Source organism: Staphylococcus casei, assembly GCF_030294405.1.
In the GTDB taxonomy this organism is placed as follows: Bacteria; Bacillota; Bacilli; order Staphylococcales; family Staphylococcaceae; genus Staphylococcus; species Staphylococcus succinus.
Map to the genome: position 1 here is coordinate 1896917 of NZ_CP125718.1, position 22094 is coordinate 1919010.

Below are 22094 nucleotides of genomic sequence, written 5' to 3' on the forward strand. Positions count from 1 at the left end.
TGGTTACTTCGACTCCTTCTCTTTATAGATTTCATATTGCTCCACTAAATGTTGAGGCATTTCATCGTACATAAGTTCCATTAAATCAGTAACTGATTGTTTTTCAGTATTGTCCGCTTCTTTAATAGCAGTTTTGATTTCAGATTTAGCACGTTCAATGACTTCATTTTCTTTGTCTTCAGTCCATAAACCTTTATTCTCAAGGAATTTTCTATAACGAACTAATGGATCCTTTTTCTCCCATTCAGAATCTTCATCTGATGTTCTGTATTTCGTTGGATCATCACCAGCCATAGTATGTGGACCATAACGATATGTGATTGTTTCAATTAATGTTGGACCTTCACCATTTATAGCACGGTCACGTGCTTCTTTTGTTGCTTGGTATACTGCTAATGCATCCATACCATCAACTTGTAAACCTGGGATACCAACTGAAATAGCTTTTTGAGCTAAAGTTGTAGCCGCTGTTTGTTTACTACGAGGTGTAGAAATTGCATAGTTATTATTTTGAATAACGAAGATTGCTGGTGCTTTATAAGCAGAAGCAAAGTTAATACCTTCATAGAAGTCACCTTGTGAAGAACCACCGTCACCAGTGTAAGTAATTGCTACAGCTTGTTTGCCACGTTTTTTCATTCCTAATGCTACACCAGCAGTTTGAACATACTGTGCACCAATAATGATTTGTGGGCTAAGTGCATTTACGCCTTCAGGCATTCTATTCCCTTTAAAGTGCCCTCTTGAGAATAAGAAAGCTTCAGTTAAAGGTAAACCATGCCAAATTAATTGTGGCACATCACGATAACCTGGTAATATAAAATCTTCTTTCTCTAAAGCGTATTGTGAAGCTAATTGTGAAGCTTCTTGTCCTGCTGTAGGTGCATAGAAACCTAATCTACCTTGTCTATTTAATGAAATAGAACGTTGGTCTAGAATACGTGTCCATACCATTCTCTCCATTAATTCAACTAATTGCTCGTCTGACAAATCTGGTAATAATTTTTTATTAACAACATTACCATCTTCATCCAATATTTGAATCATTTCAAATTGAGATTGAGTATCATTCAATACTTTCTCTGCATCGAATTGGGCTTTTAACTTCGGAGCCATTCAATTCACCATACCTTTCCCGTATAATAGAAATACATTTTATCCTCTAGTATTGTATCACAAAACTGTTACACTGTTAAATAATTTGAAAAAGTTCTGTAGTACTTAAAACAAGTACAGTTTCAGAACTGTATCAATGTACTATGACGCACTGTACTACTACAAAATTCCGAGTTTTTTCTCGGAATTAGCCCTAAAATGTAAGCGTAATCATGTTATATAATATAGCTTTACGCATTGAATTTCAAATGAATAACGGTTATCCTGTTACATTAGACTATCGACATCTTGTTTTTCTTTGTTCACATCATTCATAGATTTCGAGTATTTTTTAAATACTTTATTCATTTTTTTAACTGCTTTATTTACAGCTTCTGATTTTTTATCTATTTCTTCTTGATTCACTTGATTACCCGACGTATATTCAAACATATCCTTCTCTTTATTCATTATACGCTTGTAAGCTTTGACATAATCGTCATGTGTCTTGTATTTTTCTTTTAATGCATCGTTCAATTGTTGAACTTCCTTTTTCTTCTGTTTATTACTAATGTTGGCTACATGCTTCTGAGCCTTTTCAAATTCTTTTTGTGATTTACTGTAAGCTTCTTCTTCTTTTTTAAATTCTTTTTCTCGTTGTGCGGCATTTTTCACAAGCTTTTTAGAAGTGTCTTGCACTTTTTCTTGATTTTGACCACTTACATTTTCCACTAATTTTTGCTTTTCTTGTTCTAAACTATTCAGCTTTTTGCCTACTGAGGAAACAGGTTTCTCTTCATCAGATGCTTTTTGCACTTTTTCATTATAATTTTTTATTTCACCTTTATCTGTTGTGCACCCTGCAACTAACACTGTAGAAGCAAGTAATGCGCTGATGCCGTATTTTAATTTCATTTTTGAGAAATCCTCCTTTATTTGTGTGTTATATTATATAATATTTTATAATAAATCAAATGTATCACTGTCTTTTATTCATTGAAATTTGGTATATTTTATATTAAGGAAGGTGTATGAACAAATGTTAACAATGAAAGATATTATTCGAGATGGTCACCCAACATTGCGTGAGAAAGCTAAGGATGTACAATTACCACTATCTGAAGAAGATCGTAGTACTTTATTAGCTATGCGTGAATTTTTAATTAATAGTCAAGATGATGAAATCGCTCAAAAATACGGGCTTCGTTCAGGTGTAGGTCTTGCCGCACCACAAATTAATATTTCAAAGAAAATGATTGCTGTTTATTTACCTGATGATGGTGAAGGTAGAAGCTATGATCTTATGCTTGTAAATCCTAAAATTGTCAGCCATAGCATTCAAGAAGCATATTTACCAACAGGTGAAGGTTGTTTAAGTGTTGATGAAAATATTCCTGGGCTTGTACACCGCAAGAATAGAATTACGGTTAAAGCAACAGATATTGATGGTAATGAGGTCAAATTACGTTTGAAAGGCTATCCTGCAATCATTCTTCAACATGAAATCGATCATATCAACGGTATTATGTTTTACGATTATATTGATCCAAGTAATCCACTTAAACCACACGATGATGCTGTAGAAGCATAACTTTAAAAAAACCGTTAGCAAGTTGAGTCAACGCTCAAAGCTAACGGTTTTTTTATATGAAATCGTCTCTACGTTCATGAAACGATATATCAAGTTTTTTAAATTCTGTTTTAAGTGCATTTAACGCTTGTATATCAATAAATTCTGGATCATGGTTATGTTTCACATAATATTGGTTATCATTCACGTTATCAATAATTTCTTTATAGTTAAAAAACATCAAGACTTGTTCCGCACGTATTTCAAATGTAATATCTTGAAATATTTTATCTGTACGCGCTTTTTCCTTTTTTACATCTTCAATTATTCTTTTTACTTGATCCATATCTATCACCCTTACCTTACTTCATTTCCACCTATTACTTTCTTCATTAAATAAGTATGTCGCATACTACTATCATAAATAAAAACGAAAGCCTACTCAAGTTAAATATAAGTTTATTACAAATTTTCTGAAAATCATTTTAATTAAAATCTTAGAATAATTAATAACTTAGAATTACATTGTCGTTATTTACCTATATTAAAAGGAGTCAACAAGATAAAACTGCTTTATTTATTCTACTACATCATGTAAAATGAGAAATAACTGAAAACATATGAATCATAGTATTTGTATTTTTCTAATCGAACGAAATGAAGATAACCCTATAAACATACTTGCAACAAGCTCGTATGTTCTATTTATATTAGACTGTAGAATTAATCATATTTTGTTATGGTAATGACATTTTTATAATTCTAATGACTATTCTCAGTCAATTAAATCGCAGGGTTTTACCATAAATATTAAAAATCAATTATGATTTTAGGAGGAAATATATAAAATGGCAGTATTTAAAGTATTTTATCAACAAACTAAAGAAGAAGTAATCGTACGTGAACATACGCAAACAATGTATGTTGAAGGAGAAACAGAAGAACAAGTTAGAAGATATTTAAAAGAACGTAACTTTAACATTGAGTTTATCACTAAATTAGAGGGCGCACATTTAGAATACGAAAAGCAATCAGATCACTTTAATGTGGAGCAAGCTAAATAATGAAACAAATTCATAAAAATGAAGTTGCGGTTTATGCGCTTGGTGGTTTAGGTGAAATTGGTAAAAACACTTATGCCGTTGAGTATCAAGATGAAATCGTTATCATTGATGCAGGAATTAAATTCCCAGATGATAACTTATTAGGAATTGACTATGTCATTCCTGATTTCACTTATTTAGAGCAGAACCAAGATAAAATTGTTGGTCTGTTTATCACTCACGGACATGAAGACCATATAGGTGGTGTGCCCTACCTATTAAAGCAAATTAATGTGCCTATCTATGGTGGACCATTAGCTTTAGGTTTAATTAGAAATAAACTAGAAGAACATCATTTATTAAGAACAGCAGAACTTATAGAAATAGACGAAAGTAGTGTTATTAAATCCAAGCATTTTGAAGTTGGTTTCTACTTAACAACACATAGTATTCCAGAAGCTTATGGTGTGATTGTCAAAACACCTGAAGGTAATATTGTGCATACTGGTGATTTCAAATTTGATTTCACTCCAGTCGGCGAGCCTGCAAACATTGCTAAAATGGCAAAATTAGGAGAAGAAGGTGTGCTTTGTTTACTTTCTGACTCTACGAACGCTTTAGTTCCAGACTTCACATTGAGCGAACGCGAAGTAGGCCAAAATGTAGAAAAAATCTTCCGTAATTGTACTGGAAGAATTATATTTGCTACTTTTGCTTCCAACATTTACCGTGTTCAACAAGCTGTTGAGGCTGCAATTAAGTATAATCGTAAGATTGTCACTTTTGGTCGTTCGATGGAAAACAACATTAAAATCGGTATGGAGCTTGGTTATATCAAAGCCCCACCTGAAACATTCGTTGAACCTAATAAGATTAACACTGTTCCAAAGCATGAATTATTAATTCTTTGTACAGGGTCACAAGGTGAGCCAATGGCAGCATTATCAAGAATCGCCAACGGTACACATAAACAAATCAAAATCATCCCTGAAGATACTGTTGTATTCAGTTCTTCACCAATTCCAGGTAATACGAAAAGTATTAACCGTACTATTAATTCGTTGTATCGTGCTGGCGCAGAAGTCATTCACAACAAAGTTTCCAACATCCATACATCGGGTCACGGCTCTCAAGGTGATCAACAATTGATGCTACGTCTTATCAGACCGAAATACTTCTTACCTATTCATGGTGAATATCGTATGTTAAAAGCTCATGGTCAATCTGGTATTGAATGTGGCGTTGATCCTGATAACGTATTTATCTTCGACATTGGCGACGTACTAGCATTAACACATGATTCTGCTAGAAAAGCCGGCAGAATCCCATCTGGAAACGTATTAGTTGATGGTAGTGGTATAGGAGATATCGGTAATGTTGTTATACGTGATCGTAAGCTATTATCAGAAGAAGGCCTTGTCATTGTTGTAGTCAGTATTGATTTCAAAACAAATACTTTACTATCTGGACCTGACATCATATCACGTGGCTTTGTATATATGCGTGAATCTGGTCAATTAATTTACGATGCACAACGAAGAATCAAAACAGATGTGATTTCTAAATTAAACCAAAATAAAGATATCCAATGGCATCAAATTAAATCATCAATCATTGAAACATTACAGCCTTATTTATTTGAAAAAACTGCTCGTAAACCAATGATTTTACCCGTTATTATGAAAGTAAATGAAGATACGAACCAGCCATCTTCAAACAAAGTTAATCATAAAAATGATAAACCTAAAAAAGTTCAATCAAAAACGCAACCAAAACCACAAGTAAATAAAGCTAAAAAAGAAACAAATAATAACAAAAAAGTAAATCAATCTCCAAAACCTAAAAAAGATGAAACTAATAATCATACATCATCTGAATCATAGGTCAATCAAAGCACGTAATGCTTTAGTCTTATTAACAGACTGAATGTATTACGTGTTTTTTATTGTATAATGCATTAAAAAGGCAGGTGCACTCATGCACCTGCCTTGTAACTTCTTTATCTTACAACTTTTTTCTCAAAGCGATTCAAATCATTATCATGACCAATCATGATCAGTATGTCTCCTATTTCAATACTCATATTCGGATCAGGTGAGACAAGAATTTCTCTTCCTCTTTTAATTGCAATAATACTAATACCAAATTGTGCACGGATATCTAATTGTATAATGGTTTGCCCCGCCATTTTTTCACTGGCTTTTATTTCTACAATTGAATGTTCATCAGCAAGTTCTAAATAATCTAATACACTTGCACTTGCTACATTATGCGCAATGCGTCTACCCATGTCCCTTTCTGGATGAACGACCGTGTCTGCACCAATTTTATTCAAAATCTTTGCGTGATAATCATTCTGTGCTTTTGCTGTAACTTTTTTCACGCCAAGTTCTTTCAATATCAGTGTTGTTAATGTACTAGATTGTATATTTTCACCTATGGCTACAATGACATGATCAAAGTTTCTAATACCTAAACTTTTCATAACAGCTTCATCTGTCGTGTCAGCTACTACAGCATGTGTAGCGATATCGCTATATTCATTTACACGTGCCTCATCCATGTCAATCGCCATGACGTCCATATCCAATGCATTAAGTTCTCTTACAATACTTCCACCGAATCGGCCTAATCCGATTACCACATACTCTTTATCCATATGCGTCCTCCAATTTAAAAATAGAGGCAAGATGATTCAGTTCGCAACATCAAACGCGTTACTATGAATCACCCACACCTCAATTTAAAATATTATCTTATTTCTTTCCTTCAACATATTTTTTATCGAAAACAAATAATCTTAATAATAATATTAACGATGGTATCAATAAAAGTAAAGCAAAAATAAATGCTGTAATAAGAGCAATTGCCATACTACTATTAACTACACCTTCATCTATACGAATAAATGGGTAAAGTAGATATGGTAACTTACTCGCACCATATCCGAAAAACGCGAAGCCCATTTGTAAGATAACTAAAATAAACGCTAAACCATGTCCTTTTTTAATCAAAGTCAACACCATTGCTCCTATGAAACATATGAAGCTGAGTAAGAACATCCACCAATAATTTGTAACTGCATTAGTGAAATGTTCTCTATTTTGTAATCTTAATGATAAGAATACAAATAATGAGATAGCAATCATTGGAGGGCCCCAGAACAAGAACCAATATCTAAGTAATTTGTACGCCTCCGTGTCTTTTGCTTTTGACGCATAATATGTCAAGAAACCTGAAGAAATATAAAGCACTGACACAACTGATAAAAATACTACTGCCCAAGAATATGGACTTAAAATAAGCTGTACCCAGTCCAAATCTAAATTGTTACTTGAACCAGTAATGTAACCACCTTCAGAAATTGTCAATGTCGTCGCTAATGCAGCTGGTATAAATAAACCAGCAATACCATATAACGCCAACCATGGCAACTTCGTATCTGGGCCATAATTTTCAAAAGCGTAGAAGCTACCTCTAATTGAAATTAAAATGACTGCTATAGAAGCCGGTAACAAGAGTACCGAACCAAAGTATTTTGCAGTATCTGGGAAAAAACCAACCATTCCTACGAAAAAGAATACAAAAAATACATTGGTAACTTCCCAAACAGGATTGAGATAACGTGCGACAAGGTGATTAATTTTTTTATCTTGTTTAGTAATTTTTGCATGAAGTGTAAAGAAACCAGCTCCAAAATCTATTGAGGCAACGATAATATAACAAAATAAGAAAATCCAAAGTACTGAAATTCCAATATAAGCGAAGACCATTATGCCTCACCTCTTTCTTGGGCTAATTTTTCTACGTCTTTATGCGCTGGTTTGTCTCTAAACATACGAATAAGTACATATGCAGTTGTATATACTAATATAATATATAATATCGCAAAGAGTATTGTAACTAACGTCAGTCCACCAGCTTGAGTTGCAGCTTGAGCAACTTTAAGATAACCTCGAACCAACCATGGCTGACGACCTTGTTCCGTTAAGAACCAACCAAATTCTATTGCAAGCACTGCAGCAGGGCCAGTTAATAACACACCATATAATAAGGGCTTAGAGTGGGTAAATTTGCGTAGTTTTTTAAAGATTAAGGTTAAGACATATGCGCCTGAAACAACTAAACAGAACACACCCATAAATACCATAAGATCAAAATAATAGTGTACAATCATCGGAGGTCTTAATTCTTTTGGAAAGTCATTTAACCCTTTGACGGTGGTATTAATATTATTGTCAGCCAAGAAACTCAATACGCCAGGTATTTTAACAGCACCTTTAACTTCTTGAGTTTCTTCATCTAGTGAACCAAATAAGACTAAGTCTGCTTTAGATCCGGTATCAAAATGCCATTCGTATGCTGCAAGCTTCTCAGGCTGCTCTTGATGTAAGAACTTCGCTGACATGTCGCCCGCTAACATAGAACCTAATGTAAATATAATACCGAGAATCATAGTTAATTTTAATGCTTTCTTATGATATTCAGTATCTTTTTTAAATTTGTTTTTCAATAATTTAAATGCTGCAATTGCAGCTAATATAAATGCCATGGTCATAAGCGCAGTAGCTACAACATGAAATGATCTAACTAAAAAAGAATCATTAAACATTGCCGCCCATGGTTCAACATTAATCATTTTACCATTTTTCATTTCGAATCCAGCTGGTGTATTCATAAATGAATTTACTGAAGTAATAAAGAAAGCCGAGAATGAACCACCCAAAATAACAGGAATACTAATTAGGAAATGCGTCCACTTCCCTTTAAATCTATCCCAAGTGTATAAATAAATGCTTAAAAAGATAGCTTCAAAGAAGAAAGCAAATGTTTCCATAAATAGCGGTAATGCTATGACATGGCCACCCATTTGCATAAATGTAGGCCATAATAGTGATAACTGTAATCCTATAATCGTACCAGTTACTACACCTACGGCCACTGTAATAGTATATCCTTTAGTCCATCTTTTAGCTAATGTAATATATTTAAGATCATTATTTTTAATTCCTAAAAACTCTGCAACTGCAAACATCAATGGCATCCCTGCACCAATGGTTGCAAATATGATATGAACTGCGAGCGTCATCGCAGTTAGAAAACGTGCTAATTCAACTGAATCCATATTATCACCTTTTTTATTTATTTGTGACAAAAATCACAACTTCCATTTATTATATACCTCTTTATATGTTTTTAAAATATATTAAAACTATAATAAAGTGACAAATTAATGACCAGTTACATATAAAATTCAACCCTTGATAATTCGATGAAAGTTTCTTATATTTAAATAAACGCACTATTGAAAGGATGAAATGACATGAACGAAGTGATAATTTATACGCAAAATGACTGCCCTCCTTGTACATTTATTAAAAGCTATTTAACTGATAAAGGTGTGACCTACAGTGAAAAAAACATATCCAACACACAATATAGAAATGAAATGATGGACCACGATGCATTCGCCACTCCTTTTATATTGTTAAACGACGAGCCAATGTACCAAATCGATATGGATAAATTAAACCGTGTGTTAAATATCGAATCGTAATCATCAGCAATATTTTCGCATTTCTTAATATTATAAAATAAGCTACATTACTCTATACCCAATTTTCTTTGGGACAAAATGAAAGATATATTTTAGTAATGCCAACATCATTTTTAAAATATCTGCATTCCACAAATTTTACTTTATCTTTTAAACAAAAAAGGCTGAGCATTCTAATATTTTAGAATGCCCAGCCTTTTTTGTTTAACTCTATATAGCTTACCTCATGATTTATTTAGCGTATTGGTTCACTAAGTCTTGAACTTCTTCAGAAGTTGCACAATTTATTGCTCTCTGTGCGAGTTCTTCCATTTCATTTTGACTTAACGCTTTAATTTGACGACGTGCTTTAAGCACTGAAGTCGCACTCATAGAAAATTCATCTAATCCTAAACCAAGTAATAATGGAATAGCAATTTCATCTCCAGCCATTTCACCACACATACCAGTCCATTTTCCTTCATTATGTGATGCTTCAATCACTTGTTTTACTAAACGTAAAATTGAAGGATTATATGGTTGATACAAATATGAAACGCGTTCAGACATACGATCTGCCGCCATAGTATATTGTATCAAATCATTTGTTCCGATACTGAAGAAATCAACTTCTTTAGCAAATACATCTGCTAAAGCTGCAGTTGATGGTATTTCTACCATTATCCCTAATTCAATATCATCAGATACTTCCACGCCTTCTTGCGTTAAATTATCTTTTTCTTCAAGTAGCAATGCTTTCGCATCTCTAAACTCTTGAATTGTTGCAACCATTGGGAACATGATATTTAACTTACCGTATACAGAAGCACGCAATAATGCACGTAATTGTGGTCTGAAAATATCCGGTTGATCTAAACATAGACGGATTGCACGATAACCTAAGAATGGATTCATTTCTTCAGGTAAGTTTAAATATGGTAACTCTTTATCGCCACCAATATCTAAAGTACGCACAACTACACGCTTATCTTCCATTGTCTCCAACACTTTTTTATACGCTTCGAATTGCTCATCTTCTGATGGCATTTCATCTCTACCCATGTATAAAAATTCAGTACGATATAAACCAATACCTTCTGCACCATTTTCAATGACACCTTTTAAATCATTTGGTGTACCAATGTTAGCAGCTAACTCGGCATGTTTCCCATCAAGTGTTTTTGTTTCTTCATCGCGTAATTTTTGAAGCGCTTGCTTATCTTCAAAGAAACGTTCACGTTTATTTTGATATGCAATAACTTCGTCTTCCGTAGGTTCGATAATGACTTCACCAGTTAAACCATCGACAATAACCATGTCTCCCTGCTTAACTTCTTGAGTGATAGATTTTGTTCCTACAACTGCTGCAATTTCTAATGATCTACTCATTATAGCAGAGTGAGAGGTTCTACCACCGATGTTAGTCACAAACCCTTGTACAAATTCTTTATTTAATTGAGCAGTATCAGAGGGTGTTAAATCATTCCCAATGATGACAACGCTTTCATCAATCATACTAGGATTTGGTAATTCAACACCTAATATATGCGCCAATACACGTTTTGAAACATCACGAATATCAGCAGCACGTTCTTTCATATATTCATTGTCCATAGATTCAAATATTGTAATGAATTGTCCAGTTACATCAGATAGAGCAGTCGGTGCGTTAACTTGTTCATTATTAATTTTATCTTCAATCGGTTGAATTAATTCTGGATCATCTAATACTAATAAATGCGCATCAAAAATGGCTGCTTTGTCAGCGCCAAGATTTTCTTCAGCATTATTTCTGATTTTAGTTAATTCAACTTTAGACGTTTCGATAGCGTTTCTAAACTTTTTAATTTCAGCGTCGACATCTGAGACCTTTTCACTATTATATGAAAGATCTGGTTCAACTAATAAATATGCTTTGGCAATTGCTACACCATCTGATGCAGCAATCCCATTTATATAATTAGACATATTACTTAGTTAAGCCTTCTTTAGATAAGATATCAGTAATTGCTTCAATTGCTTCAGTTTCGTCGCTACCGTCAGCATAGATAGTGATTTCAGCATCTTTACCTACACCTAAACTCATAACACCCATGATTGATTTTAAGTTAACTTTTTTACCGTTATATTCTAATTGAATATCTGAATCAAATTTTGATGCAGTTTGAACAAGCATAGTCGCTGGACGAGCGTGAATACCTGTTTCGTCGATTATTACATATGATTTTTGTTCCATAATATGATTTCTCCTTCGTATAGTTAGAATTGTTAGTTTATTATAAAACCTAACACAGTTTTATATAATAACATTACCAAATTATACATATAAATTCAATGCGTTGCACCCATGATATGACAATATTCAGTGAATATTGAAGATTTTATGAAAACGCTGCACTTTTACACTAAATCTTTAATGACTTTTTCACACTTTTCGATATGTTCGTCTCCAACTTTTTTCATGAAATAATAACTGATAGACGCAGAAATAGCTTGTCCTACAAATGGAAACCATTTGGTTTGTTTTGCTGCAACACGTTTTGCTACATCTCGAATAACTACTTTAAGGATTGCATTAGAAACTTTTTTGCCAATAAACTGACTTCCTTGAATCGCTGCAGCGGCAAATATACGCTCTCTCATGTCTTCTTTCATAGAATTCACCTGTTTATGATCAAGACCGTAAATTTTATTCACATCTTCAATGATGTCTCTCATAATTTTTATATCTACACCAAAGTCTAAACCAGGAATAGGCACAACACTTATTCCTGATGATAACAATGATTTTTTCTTCACTAAAGTCTGAGCACGTTCACGACGTTCCTCAATTTCTGTATTTGTAGTTGGTAAATTACTTTTATTTCTTACATCTTCAATATCTAATACTTTATTACCCAATTTTTGTGTAACGTTGTTTGTGATTTTATTTTTAAAGCTCATTATATTCACTCCTTAGTAAATTAGCCACTTTAAAATAATACCCGTTTTCAACAATTTTATTGTACTTTAACAAAAATAGCTTTTAAATATTTAGATGGTTTATAGTGTGCATGTGTTTTAAAATCTTTAGGAAGTCCCATCACATCTACGATTTCAAAATCTACACCTTCAGCTGTCAAAGTTTCATTAACTACATTTTTAAATGCTTTTAAAGAAAACGTACTGTTATTTGTACACAATAATAATGTACCTTGTGGAGCAAGTATATCAAGCGCACCATTGATCAATTTGTCATAGTCTTTCAATACTGAGAAAGTTTTTTTCTTGTTTCTCGCAAAACTTGGCGGATCAATAACAATTGTGTCATAGAATAAATCATGACGTTTTGCATAACCATAAAAATCAAATGTATCCATAACATATATATATTGTGATTTAGGATCAATTGCATTAACACCAAAGTTCTCTTCTGTAAGCGCACGTGAACGATTTGCTAAGTCAACACTAGTTGTTACTTTAGCATTTTCTGCCGCAACAACTGAGAACGCACCAGTATAACTAAACACATTCAATAAATTTTTATCCTGTGCATATTGATCTTTTAATTTCTTTCTTACTTCTCTTTGATCTAAAAAGATTCCCGTCATAGGTCCATCATTTAAGTGAACGTTATAGAATGTGAAGTTTTCTTCGATAACAATTGGAAATTCTGGCGCATCACCGTCTACAAACCCACCTTCAATTTCAGAATCTTTAAATCGCATTTTCTCAAAAACTGAAGTATAACCAAAAACAGATTTCAATGCAGATAACACATTATAACGGAACTTATGAATGCCTTTTGAATACCATTGAATTAAATAATGACCATCATAATTATCGATTGTTAGGCCACCGACGCCGTCTCCTTCTCCATTGAAAACTCTAAATGCATTTGTACCGTCTACATGATAGAAGTATTCACGTTCGCTTTTTGCTGTTTCGAATAATCTTTCAAAAAATGTTGTATTAATTACTTCATCTTTATCATAACTAAGCACCCAGCCGATGCCTTTGTGTTGACGCCCTACGTATGCAGATGCGATATATTTCCCTTGATCATTAACGAGATTAAATAAGTCTCCTTCTTTCAAATGATCTTGAGCATATATATCCTCTTCGTCTATCAAAGGGTATTGATTTAAATACTTTGTTTCTTTACCTTTATTTAATGTGGCAGTTTTCATAAAATTATGTCAGCCTTTCTTCTATTAATTATTTTTATTTTTCACTTACTCATCTTATCATCTCAGCTGCTTTGTAACACCATTAATATTTACACAAGTCAAATCTTAATTTTTGATTTGCTGTTAAAATAACCTTACTTTATTAAATTATATTCCTTATTGTACTATTTAAACATTTTCCACCCTAACATAATATAAAATTTTAAATTTACATGTTTAATTTATTTTCTAAAATCAGCAATTCAAATGTGATGCTTAGCATGAATACTTTTACATCTTTATATTAATTACGCCTCTTTATAAAAAAACAAAAAATAAAACCTATCTTCCAACCAATTTGGAAGATAGGTTAAGTCAAACTACACTATTTTAATCAATTAATATTCTGCTGGTTCACGTAATTTTATGATGAATCCTACTATAATTGCTATCAACATCATAAAAAGTATTGGTGTAATAAATGTTGATAATAATAATCCATGAACCATGATGTTTACAAATTCTGTAACTAATTTAAAGAATAAAAAACTTACCATAAATAATTGCAGATAATAAAATCTACCTTTTAAATAGTTTGTTAATGTCGTTAAAATATAAATTATTATAATAATCATTAACAAGAATAAAGTAATCCACTCAATAACATATTGTGTTTGAGAAATTTCCCAATCACCAGAAACAAATAATGCGTTTCTATTATTAAATTCAATCAATGTAAAGAATAAGAGAATTGCTCCACAGCATAATTCTACATATGCAGATTTAAGCCATTTAGGTTTCTTCATCCAATTTGGTACATCATCTTCTTGAATATCAATAATGTCTTTCCATTTTTTAATGAATTTATCCTTTTTATCCCTAGCTTTTTGAATATCTACACTTCTACGTGTTTTACGTGTAAATTCTGTTGTTTTGTCTTGTAAATCTTTCCAATATTCTTTTGTTTGAGTAGTTACTGCACCTTTACTCGTTCTAGATAATTCCGGTTCTTCTTCGCCGAGTTCTTGTTTCGTTAATGGTAATGATCTTCTTAGGAATAAGAAGTTCCAAATTGACATTTGTCCAAGTAACCACATAATTATGAAAAACGTGTTAACACTTAGAATATCAATTGGTACAATTTGATCACTATCTATTCTTCCATATAACACAATTTGTGTTAATAAATAACTTATGCCATAAGTGAAAATAATCCATAAATAATGATATTTTCTATGGTCCGTATTTAATTCATCTTTATAAACAATGTAACCTATATGCACCGCAAAAGGTATCACAAAAATAACAGCAAAAAAGCTATAAACTTGTGTCATGAGTATAAGCGTTATAATGAAGAACAGAATACCAATAACTAAAAAGAAAATTGAAATATCATAGTCATATCTCGTTGTTCTAAATAGCGTGAAGCCAATAAGTATTAACGCAACACCAAACAAAAGAATCAAGATTGCGCTTACTACAGGAAAGTTCCCTATATAATTACTCATCACCCTAATAATTTCACTGAAAAACGCGTTTATAAAATCCCACACATTATGAATATGTAATTCAATCTTACCTTTACCATTTAACTTGTGAATTAAAGGTAAATTAATTAAAATGATGAGACTTGTGAAAAGCGAAACGATGCCTATAATATAACTATACAGTATCTCAGCGTGTTTCTTAAAAAAAGACATACCATTCACCTCAAAGTTATTATATATGAACATTTTGTTCTTGTCTTTAATAATCTAATAAATAAGTCTATAGTATGATATAAAATAGTTGTATAGTCAAAATTCCACATAATTTATACTATTAAACAATTATTTCATAAAAAGTATAAAAACGCATGGGCTATATACAATTTATAGTTATTCATTTCTTTGTTTTTGTTTAATGATTCAATTCCGTGGTATACAATCAATATATTCTACTTAAAAATTAAGGAGTGTTGTACTTATGAGTAAAGAAGAATTAAATAAACAAGCAGCTGAAAAAGCTAAAGCGGCTGAAGATAAATTAAAAGATCAACAATCATCATCAAATGATGGTGAGGAAGAAACTAAAAAAAATATCCAAGACACATTGGATTAAGACAATAGACGATTCACTTTGAGTAAGCCAAACTACTTCGGCTTACTTTTTTAATACGCTTCCCTACCTTAGTTTAGCAATATACTTCGCTACTTTCTATATGCTCTTTATAAACTCGCTTCCTCTATTGATTAACCAGCTTATTATTCCCCATTATTAAATTGAGACCTTGACAGAACTGGCGAAAAATCATACATTATAGTTAAATTTAAATATAATATTCGCACTAGGGGTGTTTAGTGACTGAGATGAGGTATACCCTCAAACCCTTTGAACCTGATCTAGATTAAACTAGCGTAGGAAAGTGTATTGCGATACCTTTTTCTTTGATTGGTATCCCTATGCCACTATTTAAACGCGCAACTTTCTAGAAGGTTGTGCGTTTTTTATATAGGAGGAAACGATCATGACAAAAGGTTTAAAGCTTTCTGAAATACTCGTAACTGTATTAATTGCAGTTGTTTTCGCAGTGATATACAACATTTGGAATTTCGTCTATAAAGCTGTACAAATTACCGGACTACATTTTGAAGAATTGACGTATGGCGCATGGTTTATGGCAGCTGTCGTTGCTTATCTTATTATCCCTAAAGCTGGTATTGCTATTTTAGCTGAATTTGCTGCAGGGGCTGGCGAAACTATAATAATGGGCCGTTTTGATATAGCTACTATAATTTATGCCTTATTACAAGGTTTAGCCTGTGAAATTATATTTGCAATTTTTAAATATAAATCTCGTACTGTTATGGTTGCCATGTTAGCTGGACTTTTAGCTGCAGTAGCTACATTACCGATTGACTTCGCTTATGGTTATCTTTCAGAAATTGCTGGATGGAACCTCGCATTATACATCGGGTTTAGACTTATAAGTGGCATCGTTGTTGCTGGACTTTTATCTTATTATATCGTAAAAGCCTTGGATCAAACTGGTGTAACTAAATTGTTTAGACCAGCAAGTCAAAGCGATTACGACAACTTATAAGGAGCAATTTCGTTGATAGTAACAAAAAATTTACGTCTAAAATATCCAAATGCACAGCATAAAATATTTGATAATTTAAGTATCAATATAAATGATAAAGAAAAAGTATTACTTTTAGGACCTTCTGGTTCTGGAAAAAGTACGTTATTGAATGTCTTAAGTGGTATTGTGCCTAATCTTATTGATTTGCCAATGAAATATGATGAATTACACATTAACCATAACTGCGGCGTTATTTTTCAAGATCCGGACAGTCAATTTTGTATGCCTAAAGTTTATGAAGAATTAGCTTTTGTATTAGAAAATTTAAATGTCCCTCGTGATAATATGGACGAAAAAATTAAAGCAGCACTTACAGCAGTAGGACTTAATGTAGATAAAGATCAATACATTAACCAATTAAGTGGTGGTATGAAACAAAAACTTGCAATTGCAGAAACGCTTTTGCAACAAGCAGACACTTTATTTTTAGATGAACCCACAGCTATGTTAGATGTAGAAGCAACTGCTGATTTATGGCAAAAAATCAAGGCCTTGTGGGAAGATCAAACTGTACTCATTGTAGAACATAAAGTGGAACATATATGGCAACATATAGATCGTGTGCTTTTGTTTAATTACAACGGGGAAATCATAGCGGACGAATCTCCAACAAAGATGCTAAGCGACTATGAGCACCTATTAACAGAATATGGCGTATGGCATCCAAATGCTTGGCAATACGCCCCTAAACCCTCTTCATGTCCAAATACGGCGATGTTACCAACAAATAGTAACTTTAAATTCAAACAAGTTACAGTCAAAAGAGGTAAACGTAAACTTTTACGTATTTCAGAACACATCATCAACACTGGTGATTGGATTACTATTACTGGACCAAACGGCAGCGGTAAAACTACATTATTAGAATCGATGATGCAACTAATTAAATATGAAGGAAAAATGTATATTAATGATCACACTTTGTCTAAAATCAAAGATGCAGCAAAACACATGTATTTAGTGTATCAAAATCCAGAATTACAATTTATAACACATTCTGTTTTCGAAGAAATTTTCATTCAATATAAAAAACATTCTATTTCTAAAAACGATGCTATGCAAGAGACTGTAGAAATGCTCAAAACGTTAAATTTAGAAAATGTACAATCACAACATCCATATGAATTATCAATGGGACAAAAACGAAGGTTAAGTGTGGCTATTGCATTGAGCTCATCTTCTAAGTTTATTTTATTAGATGAACCAACTTTCGGGCTAGACAGTCATAATACGTTTAACCTTATTAAGTTATTTCAAAAATGCATCCAACATGGACAAACTATTATTATGGTAACGCATGACTCAGAGCTTATTTCTAGGTATCCAACCCATAGACTACATGTGGATCAACATCAATTATATGAATTAAAGGGTGGTACTCATGTTTGAAATGTGGAAAAAGCACTATTCTTTTATAGATGATGTTAATATCATCACGAAACTTATAATTGCAGTACTATTATTTGTCTTTGTTATTTTTATTCATCAATTTGATTATATGATTTATTTAACATTGTTCATGCTCGTCTTTTTATTACTTTTTAATGGTTTGAAACTCAAAATAACCTTAGCCTTTGTGTTTTTTACTGTTATATTTAGTTTGATATCAGCATTATTCATGATTTTTTATGGTTCCGGGACACACATGATTTTCCAATTAGGCTTTATAAAGATCACTACGGAAAGTTTATATCGAGGCTTACATTTAGCTATGCGTACGTCAACTGTATCATTTTTTGGTATTTTAATTGCTTTTACTTCTCAAATCGTGATGATTTTTTACAGTCTCATGCAGCATTTGAAAGTTAAACCGAAGATAGCTTATGCTTTTATGGCGGCTATAAGAATGGTTCCATTGATGTTTACATCCTTAGTCCAACTTAGACGCTCATTAAAAATGCGTTATCAAATGATTGATAAATCAAACTATACAGGTTTTAAACGTATTAAACATATCGTTATTCCGTTACTAAGCCAAAATATTAGAAAAGCACATCAACTGTCGGTTGCTATGGAAAAAAAAGGATTCAAAGATGGACCTAGAACCTACTATTATAATACTTCTTTCTCATATAAAGATATTATACTCATAGTAGCTGTCGGTGCTATCATACTTCTCACTTATTTATTAGCACACTTCATACCTATAACAGGTATTGAAGATGTACGCCTGACAAGTATTTATTAAAAATCATATCAATAAAAAAAGCAGATGACGGCAATGTCATCTGCTTTTAGTTTACGCATCTATATACTTTAACGAATCGCTTTATCGCTGATATCTTTACGATAAAACAAGGCATCACTTTTAATTTGCTCTACTGCTTCATAAGCTTTAGCTTTAGCACTAGCAATATCTGATCCTTCACCTAGTGCTAAAATGACACGTCCGCCTGATGTTACATAAGTGTCTTCTACTTTTTTCAAGCCACTTACGAAATAGTTACCATCAAGATTAAAACCTGAAACAACCTTCCCTTTTTCATAGTGAGCAGGATATCCTTTTGAAGCTAACATGACACCGACTACTGATTGCGCTTTCCATTGGAATGAGATAGGTTGTTTTGCTTCTAAATCGATAATATGTTGCATTAAATCGCTTTCCATTCGAGTTAACAGTACTTGTGCTTCTGGATCACCAAAACGTGCATTAAACTCAATCACTTTCGGCCCTTCAGCAGTTATAATAGCACCAATATATAATACTCCGAAGAATGAATAGCCTTCCGCAAGCATCGCTTTTGCTATTGGTTGTGCAATTTCATCATTAGTACGTTGTAAAATCGTTTCATCTATATGTGGTACTGGGCAATATGCACCCATTCCACCTGTATTTGGTCCTAAATCATTATCATATGCGCGCTTATGATCTTGTGCAATACAATCAAATGGTACTGCATAATCGCCATTTACAAAGGTCATCAATGAGAATTCTTCACCTTCAAGAAATTGTTCGAATACTACAACTCCTTGCTCTTCAGGATACAATTCTTCTACACCGGCAACAGCTTCATCATATGTTGTCGCTATAATAACGCCCTTGCCTGCTGCTAATCCATCTTTTTTTAAAACAACTGGATATTCACATGATTCAATGTAAGCCAATGCATGCTGTTTATTTGTAATTTCTTTATATTCTGCAGTAGGAATTTCATACTTTTCCATTAATTGCTTAGCAAATAATTTAGAACCTTCAATTTGGGCAGCAGCCTTATTAGGTCCAAACACCTTAACATCTTCTTCTTGGAGTTTATCTGCTAAACCTTCTGTTAATGGTTGTTCAGGACCAATAACTACCCATTCAATGTCATTTTCTTTTGCAAAGGTCACAATTTGCTCATGATCTGTTTCTGCTATATGAGTATGAACTTGTGCAACTTCTGTCATGGCATCATTACCTGGAATTGCAAATATTTTTGTAACAAGTGGTGATTGCTTTAGCTTATGTGCTAAGACGTGTTCCCTACCACCTGCACCAATTACTAGTACCTTCATATAATAATTGCCTCCGATTTCCTTAATGTTTAAAATGACGAACGCCAGTAGTTACCATAGCCACACCATATTTGTTAGCCATATCAATAGACTCTTGGTCTTTAATTGAACCACCTGGTTGAATAATCGCTTTAATGCCAGATTTAGCCGCTAATTCAACTGTATCACCCATTGGGAAAAATCCATCTGATACCATTACAACATCTTCATTAATTTCTAATGCACGGTCAATTGCGATCTGCGCAGAACCTACACGATTCATTTGACCAGCACCAATTCCAACCGTCTGTTTCGCATTACTTAAAATGACTGCATTACTTTTAACAGATGCAACCACTTTCCAACCAAGTAACATAGCATCCCACTGCGCTTCAGTTGGTTCCACTTCTGTTACTATATTCATATCTTCACGTTTTAATACTACATTATCTTTATCTTGAACTAAATACCCACCTGATACAGAAACAACTTCTTGTTCACTGTTATCAATTGTCATATCAATTTCCAATAATCTAATATTTTTCTTTTTACTTAATACATCTAAAGCTGCCTGTGTAAATTTAGGTGCAATAACTACTTCTAAGAAAATTTCATGTAATGATTCTGCTAATTCAGTGTCTACAGTACGATTCAAAGCAACTATACCGCCAAAAATAGATTGGCTATCTGCTTCAAATGCATATTGGTATGCTGCTTCAATTGTGTTTGCAACTCCAACACCACAAGGGTTCATATGTTTTACAGCTACTGCGGCAGGCTGTTCAAATTGTTTAACAAGTGATAAAGCTGCATCGGCATCCTTAATATTGTTATAACTTAATTGTTTACCATGTAATTGTTTAGCGCCAGCAAGTGTATGTGTAGCATTAGAAGTACGAACAAAATGTGCAGATTGCTGTGGATTTTCACCATAACGTAGACTTTCTTTATTATCTTTGAAAAATTCTACAATAGCTGCATCATATTGATTTGTATGATCAAATACTTTAACCATAAGTGATTTACGATAAGCTTCGTCTAAAGTATCATTTTCTAATTTATCAATAACTTCATTGTAATCTGCAGGATGAACGACAGTTGTTACATGTTTAAAGTTTTTAGCAGCAGCACGAAGCATCGTTGGACCACCAATATCAATGTTCTCAATTGCGTCATCTTGTGTTACTTCTGGATTAGCAACCGTTTCTTTAAATGGATATAAATTAACCACAACGATGTCTATTAAATCAATATGTTGTTCTTTTAATTGTTCTAAATGTTCAGGCTTATCACGATCAGCCAAAATACCACCATGTACTGATGGATGTAATGTCTTAACTCGACCATCCATAATTTCTTCAAATTGAGTTAATTCTGAAATTGATTTAACTGGAACATCCGCTTCAACCAAAGTACGCATTGTTCCACCTGTTGAAAATAATTCATACCCTAATTGATTTAAAGATTGGGCAAAAGCCACAATTCCACTTTTATTTGATACACTTAATATTGCTTTTTTCATTTGTATTGGCACCTCTTATTGAATGATTTTTGAAATGACTTCTGGATATAAAGTATGTTCTAATGCTTTAATTCTTTCTTCAAGTTGTTCTTTAGTATCATCTGGATATATGTTACATGTACGTTGTTCGATAATCTCACCTGTGTCCATGCCACTGTCTACATAATGCACTGTTGAACCAGTGATTGTATCTCCACTTTCAAAAGCTTGACCAACTGCATCTTTACCTTTATATTTCGGCAATAAAGATGGATGTATATTAAGAATACGTTTATCATATGCTCTTAATATATTTTCACCTATGAGCTTCATGTAGCCTGCTAAGACTATCCATTCCACCTTTTCCGCTGTTAACCATTCTATGATTTTTCGTTCATAGTCTGCTTTTGAATCAAAATTTTTCAATTCGTTGATATGCACATCCAAATTATATTTTCTCGCACGTTCTATACAATACGCACTAACTTGGTCTGTATATAAAGCAGTCACTTCAATATGAGGTAACTGACCTTGTTCTATTTGTGTCATTATACTTTCAAAATTACTACCTGAACCAGACGCAAAAATAGCTATTTTGGTCAC

General features: G+C 32.9%; 22 protein-coding genes and 1 riboswitch. Of the genes, 8 read left to right on the forward strand and 14 right to left on the reverse strand.

All coding sequences use genetic code 11. The features are described from left to right. Nucleotides 1-3: 3 nt before the first annotated feature. Complete coding sequence (gene pdhA, locus QMO72_RS09160; RefSeq protein ID WP_103267933.1) at nucleotides 4-1116, reverse strand: pyruvate dehydrogenase (acetyl-transferring) E1 component subunit alpha; 1113 nt, start codon at nucleotides 1114-1116, stop codon at nucleotides 4-6. Nucleotides 1117-1383: 267 nt separating this feature from the next. After that, a complete protein-coding gene (locus QMO72_RS09165; RefSeq protein ID WP_103267934.1) occupies nucleotides 1384-2010 on the reverse strand; it encodes a YkyA family protein in 627 nt (208 codons plus the stop codon). Between the two features lie 124 nt (nucleotides 2011-2134). Here QMO72_RS09165 and def point away from each other — a divergent pair, with 124 nt between their 5' ends. Beyond that, nucleotides 2135-2686 carry a peptide deformylase gene (gene def, locus QMO72_RS09170; RefSeq protein WP_103267169.1) on the forward strand — a complete coding sequence of 184 codons (552 nt, stop codon included), beginning with the start codon at nucleotides 2135-2137 and terminating at the stop codon, nucleotides 2684-2686. A 52-nt stretch (nucleotides 2687-2738) separates the two neighbouring features. On the opposite strand, the gene QMO72_RS09175 is transcribed toward def, so the two are convergent. Further along, nucleotides 2739-3011 carry a hypothetical protein gene (locus QMO72_RS09175; protein ID WP_103267168.1) on the reverse strand — a complete coding sequence of 91 codons (273 nt, stop codon included), beginning with the start codon at nucleotides 3009-3011 and terminating at the stop codon, nucleotides 2739-2741. A 502-nt stretch (nucleotides 3012-3513) separates the two neighbouring features. Here QMO72_RS09175 and QMO72_RS09180 point away from each other — a divergent pair. Continuing rightward, entirely contained in the window at nucleotides 3514-3729 is a 216-nt protein-coding gene (locus QMO72_RS09180; RefSeq protein WP_046836100.1) for a DNA-dependent RNA polymerase subunit epsilon, read from the forward strand. Continuing rightward, nucleotides 3729-5591, forward strand: a complete 1863-nt coding sequence (gene rnjA, locus QMO72_RS09185) for a ribonuclease J1 (RefSeq protein WP_069824372.1) — start codon at nucleotides 3729-3731, stop codon at nucleotides 5589-5591. Before QMO72_RS09180 ends, rnjA begins: the two co-directional genes overlap by 1 nt. Before the next feature lie 116 nt (nucleotides 5592-5707). Here the strand turns inward: rnjA and QMO72_RS09190 are convergent, their stop codons facing one another. The 3 genes from QMO72_RS09190 to QMO72_RS09200 form a co-directional block, all read right to left on the reverse strand. Beyond that, nucleotides 5708-6367, reverse strand: coding sequence for a potassium channel family protein (locus QMO72_RS09190; RefSeq protein ID WP_046836098.1), 660 nt, complete (start codon nucleotides 6365-6367; stop codon nucleotides 5708-5710). A 97-nt stretch (nucleotides 6368-6464) separates the two neighbouring features. Continuing rightward, on the reverse strand, nucleotides 6465-7481 hold the full coding sequence (locus tag QMO72_RS09195; protein ID WP_069824374.1) for a cytochrome d ubiquinol oxidase subunit II: 1017 nt from the start codon (nucleotides 7479-7481) through the stop codon (nucleotides 6465-6467). Beyond that, nucleotides 7481-8833: a cytochrome ubiquinol oxidase subunit I gene (locus tag QMO72_RS09200; RefSeq protein ID WP_103267170.1), complete on the reverse strand. Its 1353-nt coding sequence runs from the start codon at nucleotides 8831-8833 to the stop codon at nucleotides 7481-7483. The genes QMO72_RS09195 and QMO72_RS09200 overlap by 1 nt, the downstream gene beginning before the upstream one ends. Before the next feature lie 198 nt (nucleotides 8834-9031). Between QMO72_RS09200 and QMO72_RS09205 the strand changes: the two genes are divergently transcribed. Further along, nucleotides 9032-9265, forward strand: a complete 234-nt coding sequence (locus QMO72_RS09205; RefSeq protein ID WP_069824375.1) for a glutaredoxin family protein — start codon at nucleotides 9032-9034, stop codon at nucleotides 9263-9265. 231 nt (nucleotides 9266-9496) lie between these two features. On the opposite strand, the gene ptsP is transcribed toward QMO72_RS09205, so the two are convergent. From ptsP to auxA, 5 genes are all read right to left on the reverse strand, one after another. After that, on the reverse strand, nucleotides 9497-11212 hold the full coding sequence (gene ptsP, locus QMO72_RS09210; protein WP_103267167.1) for a phosphoenolpyruvate--protein phosphotransferase: 1716 nt from the start codon (nucleotides 11210-11212) through the stop codon (nucleotides 9497-9499). A gap of 1 nt (nucleotide 11213) precedes the next feature. Next, nucleotides 11214-11480, reverse strand: a complete 267-nt coding sequence (locus tag QMO72_RS09215) for a phosphocarrier protein HPr (RefSeq protein WP_046836094.1) — start codon at nucleotides 11478-11480, stop codon at nucleotides 11214-11216. Nucleotides 11481-11644: 164 nt separating this feature from the next. After that, complete coding sequence (locus tag QMO72_RS09220) at nucleotides 11645-12187, reverse strand: DUF697 domain-containing protein (protein ID WP_103267166.1); 543 nt, start codon at nucleotides 12185-12187, stop codon at nucleotides 11645-11647. 56 nt (nucleotides 12188-12243) lie between these two features. Further along, entirely contained in the window at nucleotides 12244-13413 is a 1170-nt protein-coding gene (locus QMO72_RS09225) for a class I SAM-dependent rRNA methyltransferase (RefSeq protein ID WP_069824377.1), read from the reverse strand. 377 nt (nucleotides 13414-13790) lie between these two features. After that, a complete protein-coding gene (gene auxA / locus QMO72_RS09230) occupies nucleotides 13791-15092 on the reverse strand; it encodes a lipoteichoic acid stability factor AuxA (protein WP_103267165.1) in 1302 nt (433 codons plus the stop codon). A gap of 265 nt (nucleotides 15093-15357) precedes the next feature. Between auxA and graF the strand changes: the two genes are divergently transcribed. From graF to QMO72_RS09250, 4 genes are all read left to right on the forward strand, one after another. After that, nucleotides 15358-15492: a glycopeptide resistance-associated protein GraF gene (gene graF / locus QMO72_RS09235; protein ID WP_199196688.1), complete on the forward strand. Its 135-nt coding sequence runs from the start codon at nucleotides 15358-15360 to the stop codon at nucleotides 15490-15492. A gap of 218 nt (nucleotides 15493-15710) precedes the next feature. Continuing rightward, a riboswitch (TPP riboswitch) is annotated at nucleotides 15711-15812 on the forward strand. 86 nt (nucleotides 15813-15898) lie between these two features. Further along, nucleotides 15899-16474, forward strand: coding sequence for an ECF transporter S component (locus tag QMO72_RS09240; protein ID WP_103267164.1), 576 nt, complete (start codon nucleotides 15899-15901; stop codon nucleotides 16472-16474). Between the two features lie 12 nt (nucleotides 16475-16486). Beyond that, entirely contained in the window at nucleotides 16487-17905 is a 1419-nt protein-coding gene (locus tag QMO72_RS09245; protein WP_103267163.1) for an ABC transporter ATP-binding protein, read from the forward strand. Further along, a complete protein-coding gene (locus QMO72_RS09250; protein ID WP_103267162.1) occupies nucleotides 17898-18704 on the forward strand; it encodes an energy-coupling factor transporter transmembrane component T family protein in 807 nt (268 codons plus the stop codon). Before QMO72_RS09245 ends, QMO72_RS09250 begins: the two co-directional genes overlap by 8 nt. Nucleotides 18705-18772: 68 nt before the next feature. Here QMO72_RS09250 and purD read toward each other — a convergent pair whose 3' ends face one another. The 3 genes from purD to purN are packed head-to-tail and all read right to left on the reverse strand — an operon-like array spanning nucleotide 18773 to nucleotide 22094. Continuing rightward, nucleotides 18773-20011, reverse strand: coding sequence for a phosphoribosylamine--glycine ligase (purD, locus tag QMO72_RS09255; protein WP_103267161.1), 1239 nt, complete (start codon nucleotides 20009-20011; stop codon nucleotides 18773-18775). A gap of 22 nt (nucleotides 20012-20033) precedes the next feature. Then, nucleotides 20034-21512 carry a bifunctional phosphoribosylaminoimidazolecarboxamide formyltransferase/IMP cyclohydrolase gene (gene purH / locus QMO72_RS09260; protein ID WP_069824383.1) on the reverse strand — a complete coding sequence of 493 codons (1479 nt, stop codon included), beginning with the start codon at nucleotides 21510-21512 and terminating at the stop codon, nucleotides 20034-20036. Between the two features lie 15 nt (nucleotides 21513-21527). Continuing rightward, nucleotides 21528-22094: a phosphoribosylglycinamide formyltransferase gene (gene purN / locus QMO72_RS09265; protein ID WP_046836085.1), complete on the reverse strand. Its 567-nt coding sequence runs from the start codon at nucleotides 22092-22094 to the stop codon at nucleotides 21528-21530.

Excerpts from the sequence above, each read along its gene's own strand:
- QMO72_RS09175 (WP_103267168.1), bottom strand. The coding sequence starts at position 3,011 with ATGGATCAAGTAAAAAGAATAATTGAAGATGTAAAAAAGGAAAAAGCG.
- QMO72_RS09200 (WP_103267170.1), bottom strand. The coding sequence starts at position 8,833 with ATGGATTCAGTTGAATTAGCACGTTTTCTAACTGCGATGACGCTCGCA.
- QMO72_RS09165 (WP_103267934.1), bottom strand. The coding sequence starts at position 2,010 with ATGAAATTAAAATACGGCATCAGCGCATTACTTGCTTCTACAGTGTTA.
- QMO72_RS09215 (WP_046836094.1), bottom strand. The coding sequence starts at position 11,480 with ATGGAACAAAAATCATATGTAATAATCGACGAAACAGGTATTCACGCT.
- graF (WP_199196688.1), top strand. The coding sequence starts at position 15,358 with ATGAGTAAAGAAGAATTAAATAAACAAGCAGCTGAAAAAGCTAAAGCG.
- QMO72_RS09240 (WP_103267164.1), top strand. The coding sequence starts at position 15,899 with ATGACAAAAGGTTTAAAGCTTTCTGAAATACTCGTAACTGTATTAATT.
- def (WP_103267169.1), top strand. The coding sequence starts at position 2,135 with ATGTTAACAATGAAAGATATTATTCGAGATGGTCACCCAACATTGCGT.
- pdhA (WP_103267933.1), bottom strand. The coding sequence starts at position 1,116 with ATGGCTCCGAAGTTAAAAGCCCAATTCGATGCAGAGAAAGTATTGAAT.
- purH (WP_069824383.1), bottom strand. The coding sequence starts at position 21,512 with ATGAAAAAAGCAATATTAAGTGTATCAAATAAAAGTGGAATTGTGGCT.
- QMO72_RS09195 (WP_069824374.1), bottom strand. The coding sequence starts at position 7,481 with ATGGTCTTCGCTTATATTGGAATTTCAGTACTTTGGATTTTCTTATTT.
- QMO72_RS09225 (WP_069824377.1), bottom strand. The coding sequence starts at position 13,413 with ATGAAAACTGCCACATTAAATAAAGGTAAAGAAACAAAGTATTTAAAT.
- rnjA (WP_069824372.1), top strand. The coding sequence starts at position 3,729 with ATGAAACAAATTCATAAAAATGAAGTTGCGGTTTATGCGCTTGGTGGT.
- purD (WP_103267161.1), bottom strand. The coding sequence starts at position 20,011 with ATGAAGGTACTAGTAATTGGTGCAGGTGGTAGGGAACACGTCTTAGCA.
- QMO72_RS09190 (WP_046836098.1), bottom strand. The coding sequence starts at position 6,367 with ATGGATAAAGAGTATGTGGTAATCGGATTAGGCCGATTCGGTGGAAGT.
- ptsP (WP_103267167.1), bottom strand. The coding sequence starts at position 11,212 with ATGTCTAATTATATAAATGGGATTGCTGCATCAGATGGTGTAGCAATT.
- QMO72_RS09180 (WP_046836100.1), top strand. The coding sequence starts at position 3,514 with ATGGCAGTATTTAAAGTATTTTATCAACAAACTAAAGAAGAAGTAATC.
- auxA (WP_103267165.1), bottom strand. The coding sequence starts at position 15,092 with ATGTCTTTTTTTAAGAAACACGCTGAGATACTGTATAGTTATATTATA.
- QMO72_RS09205 (WP_069824375.1), top strand. The coding sequence starts at position 9,032 with ATGAACGAAGTGATAATTTATACGCAAAATGACTGCCCTCCTTGTACA.
- QMO72_RS09220 (WP_103267166.1), bottom strand. The coding sequence starts at position 12,187 with ATGAGCTTTAAAAATAAAATCACAAACAACGTTACACAAAAATTGGGT.
- QMO72_RS09250 (WP_103267162.1), top strand. The coding sequence starts at position 17,898 with ATGTTTGAAATGTGGAAAAAGCACTATTCTTTTATAGATGATGTTAAT.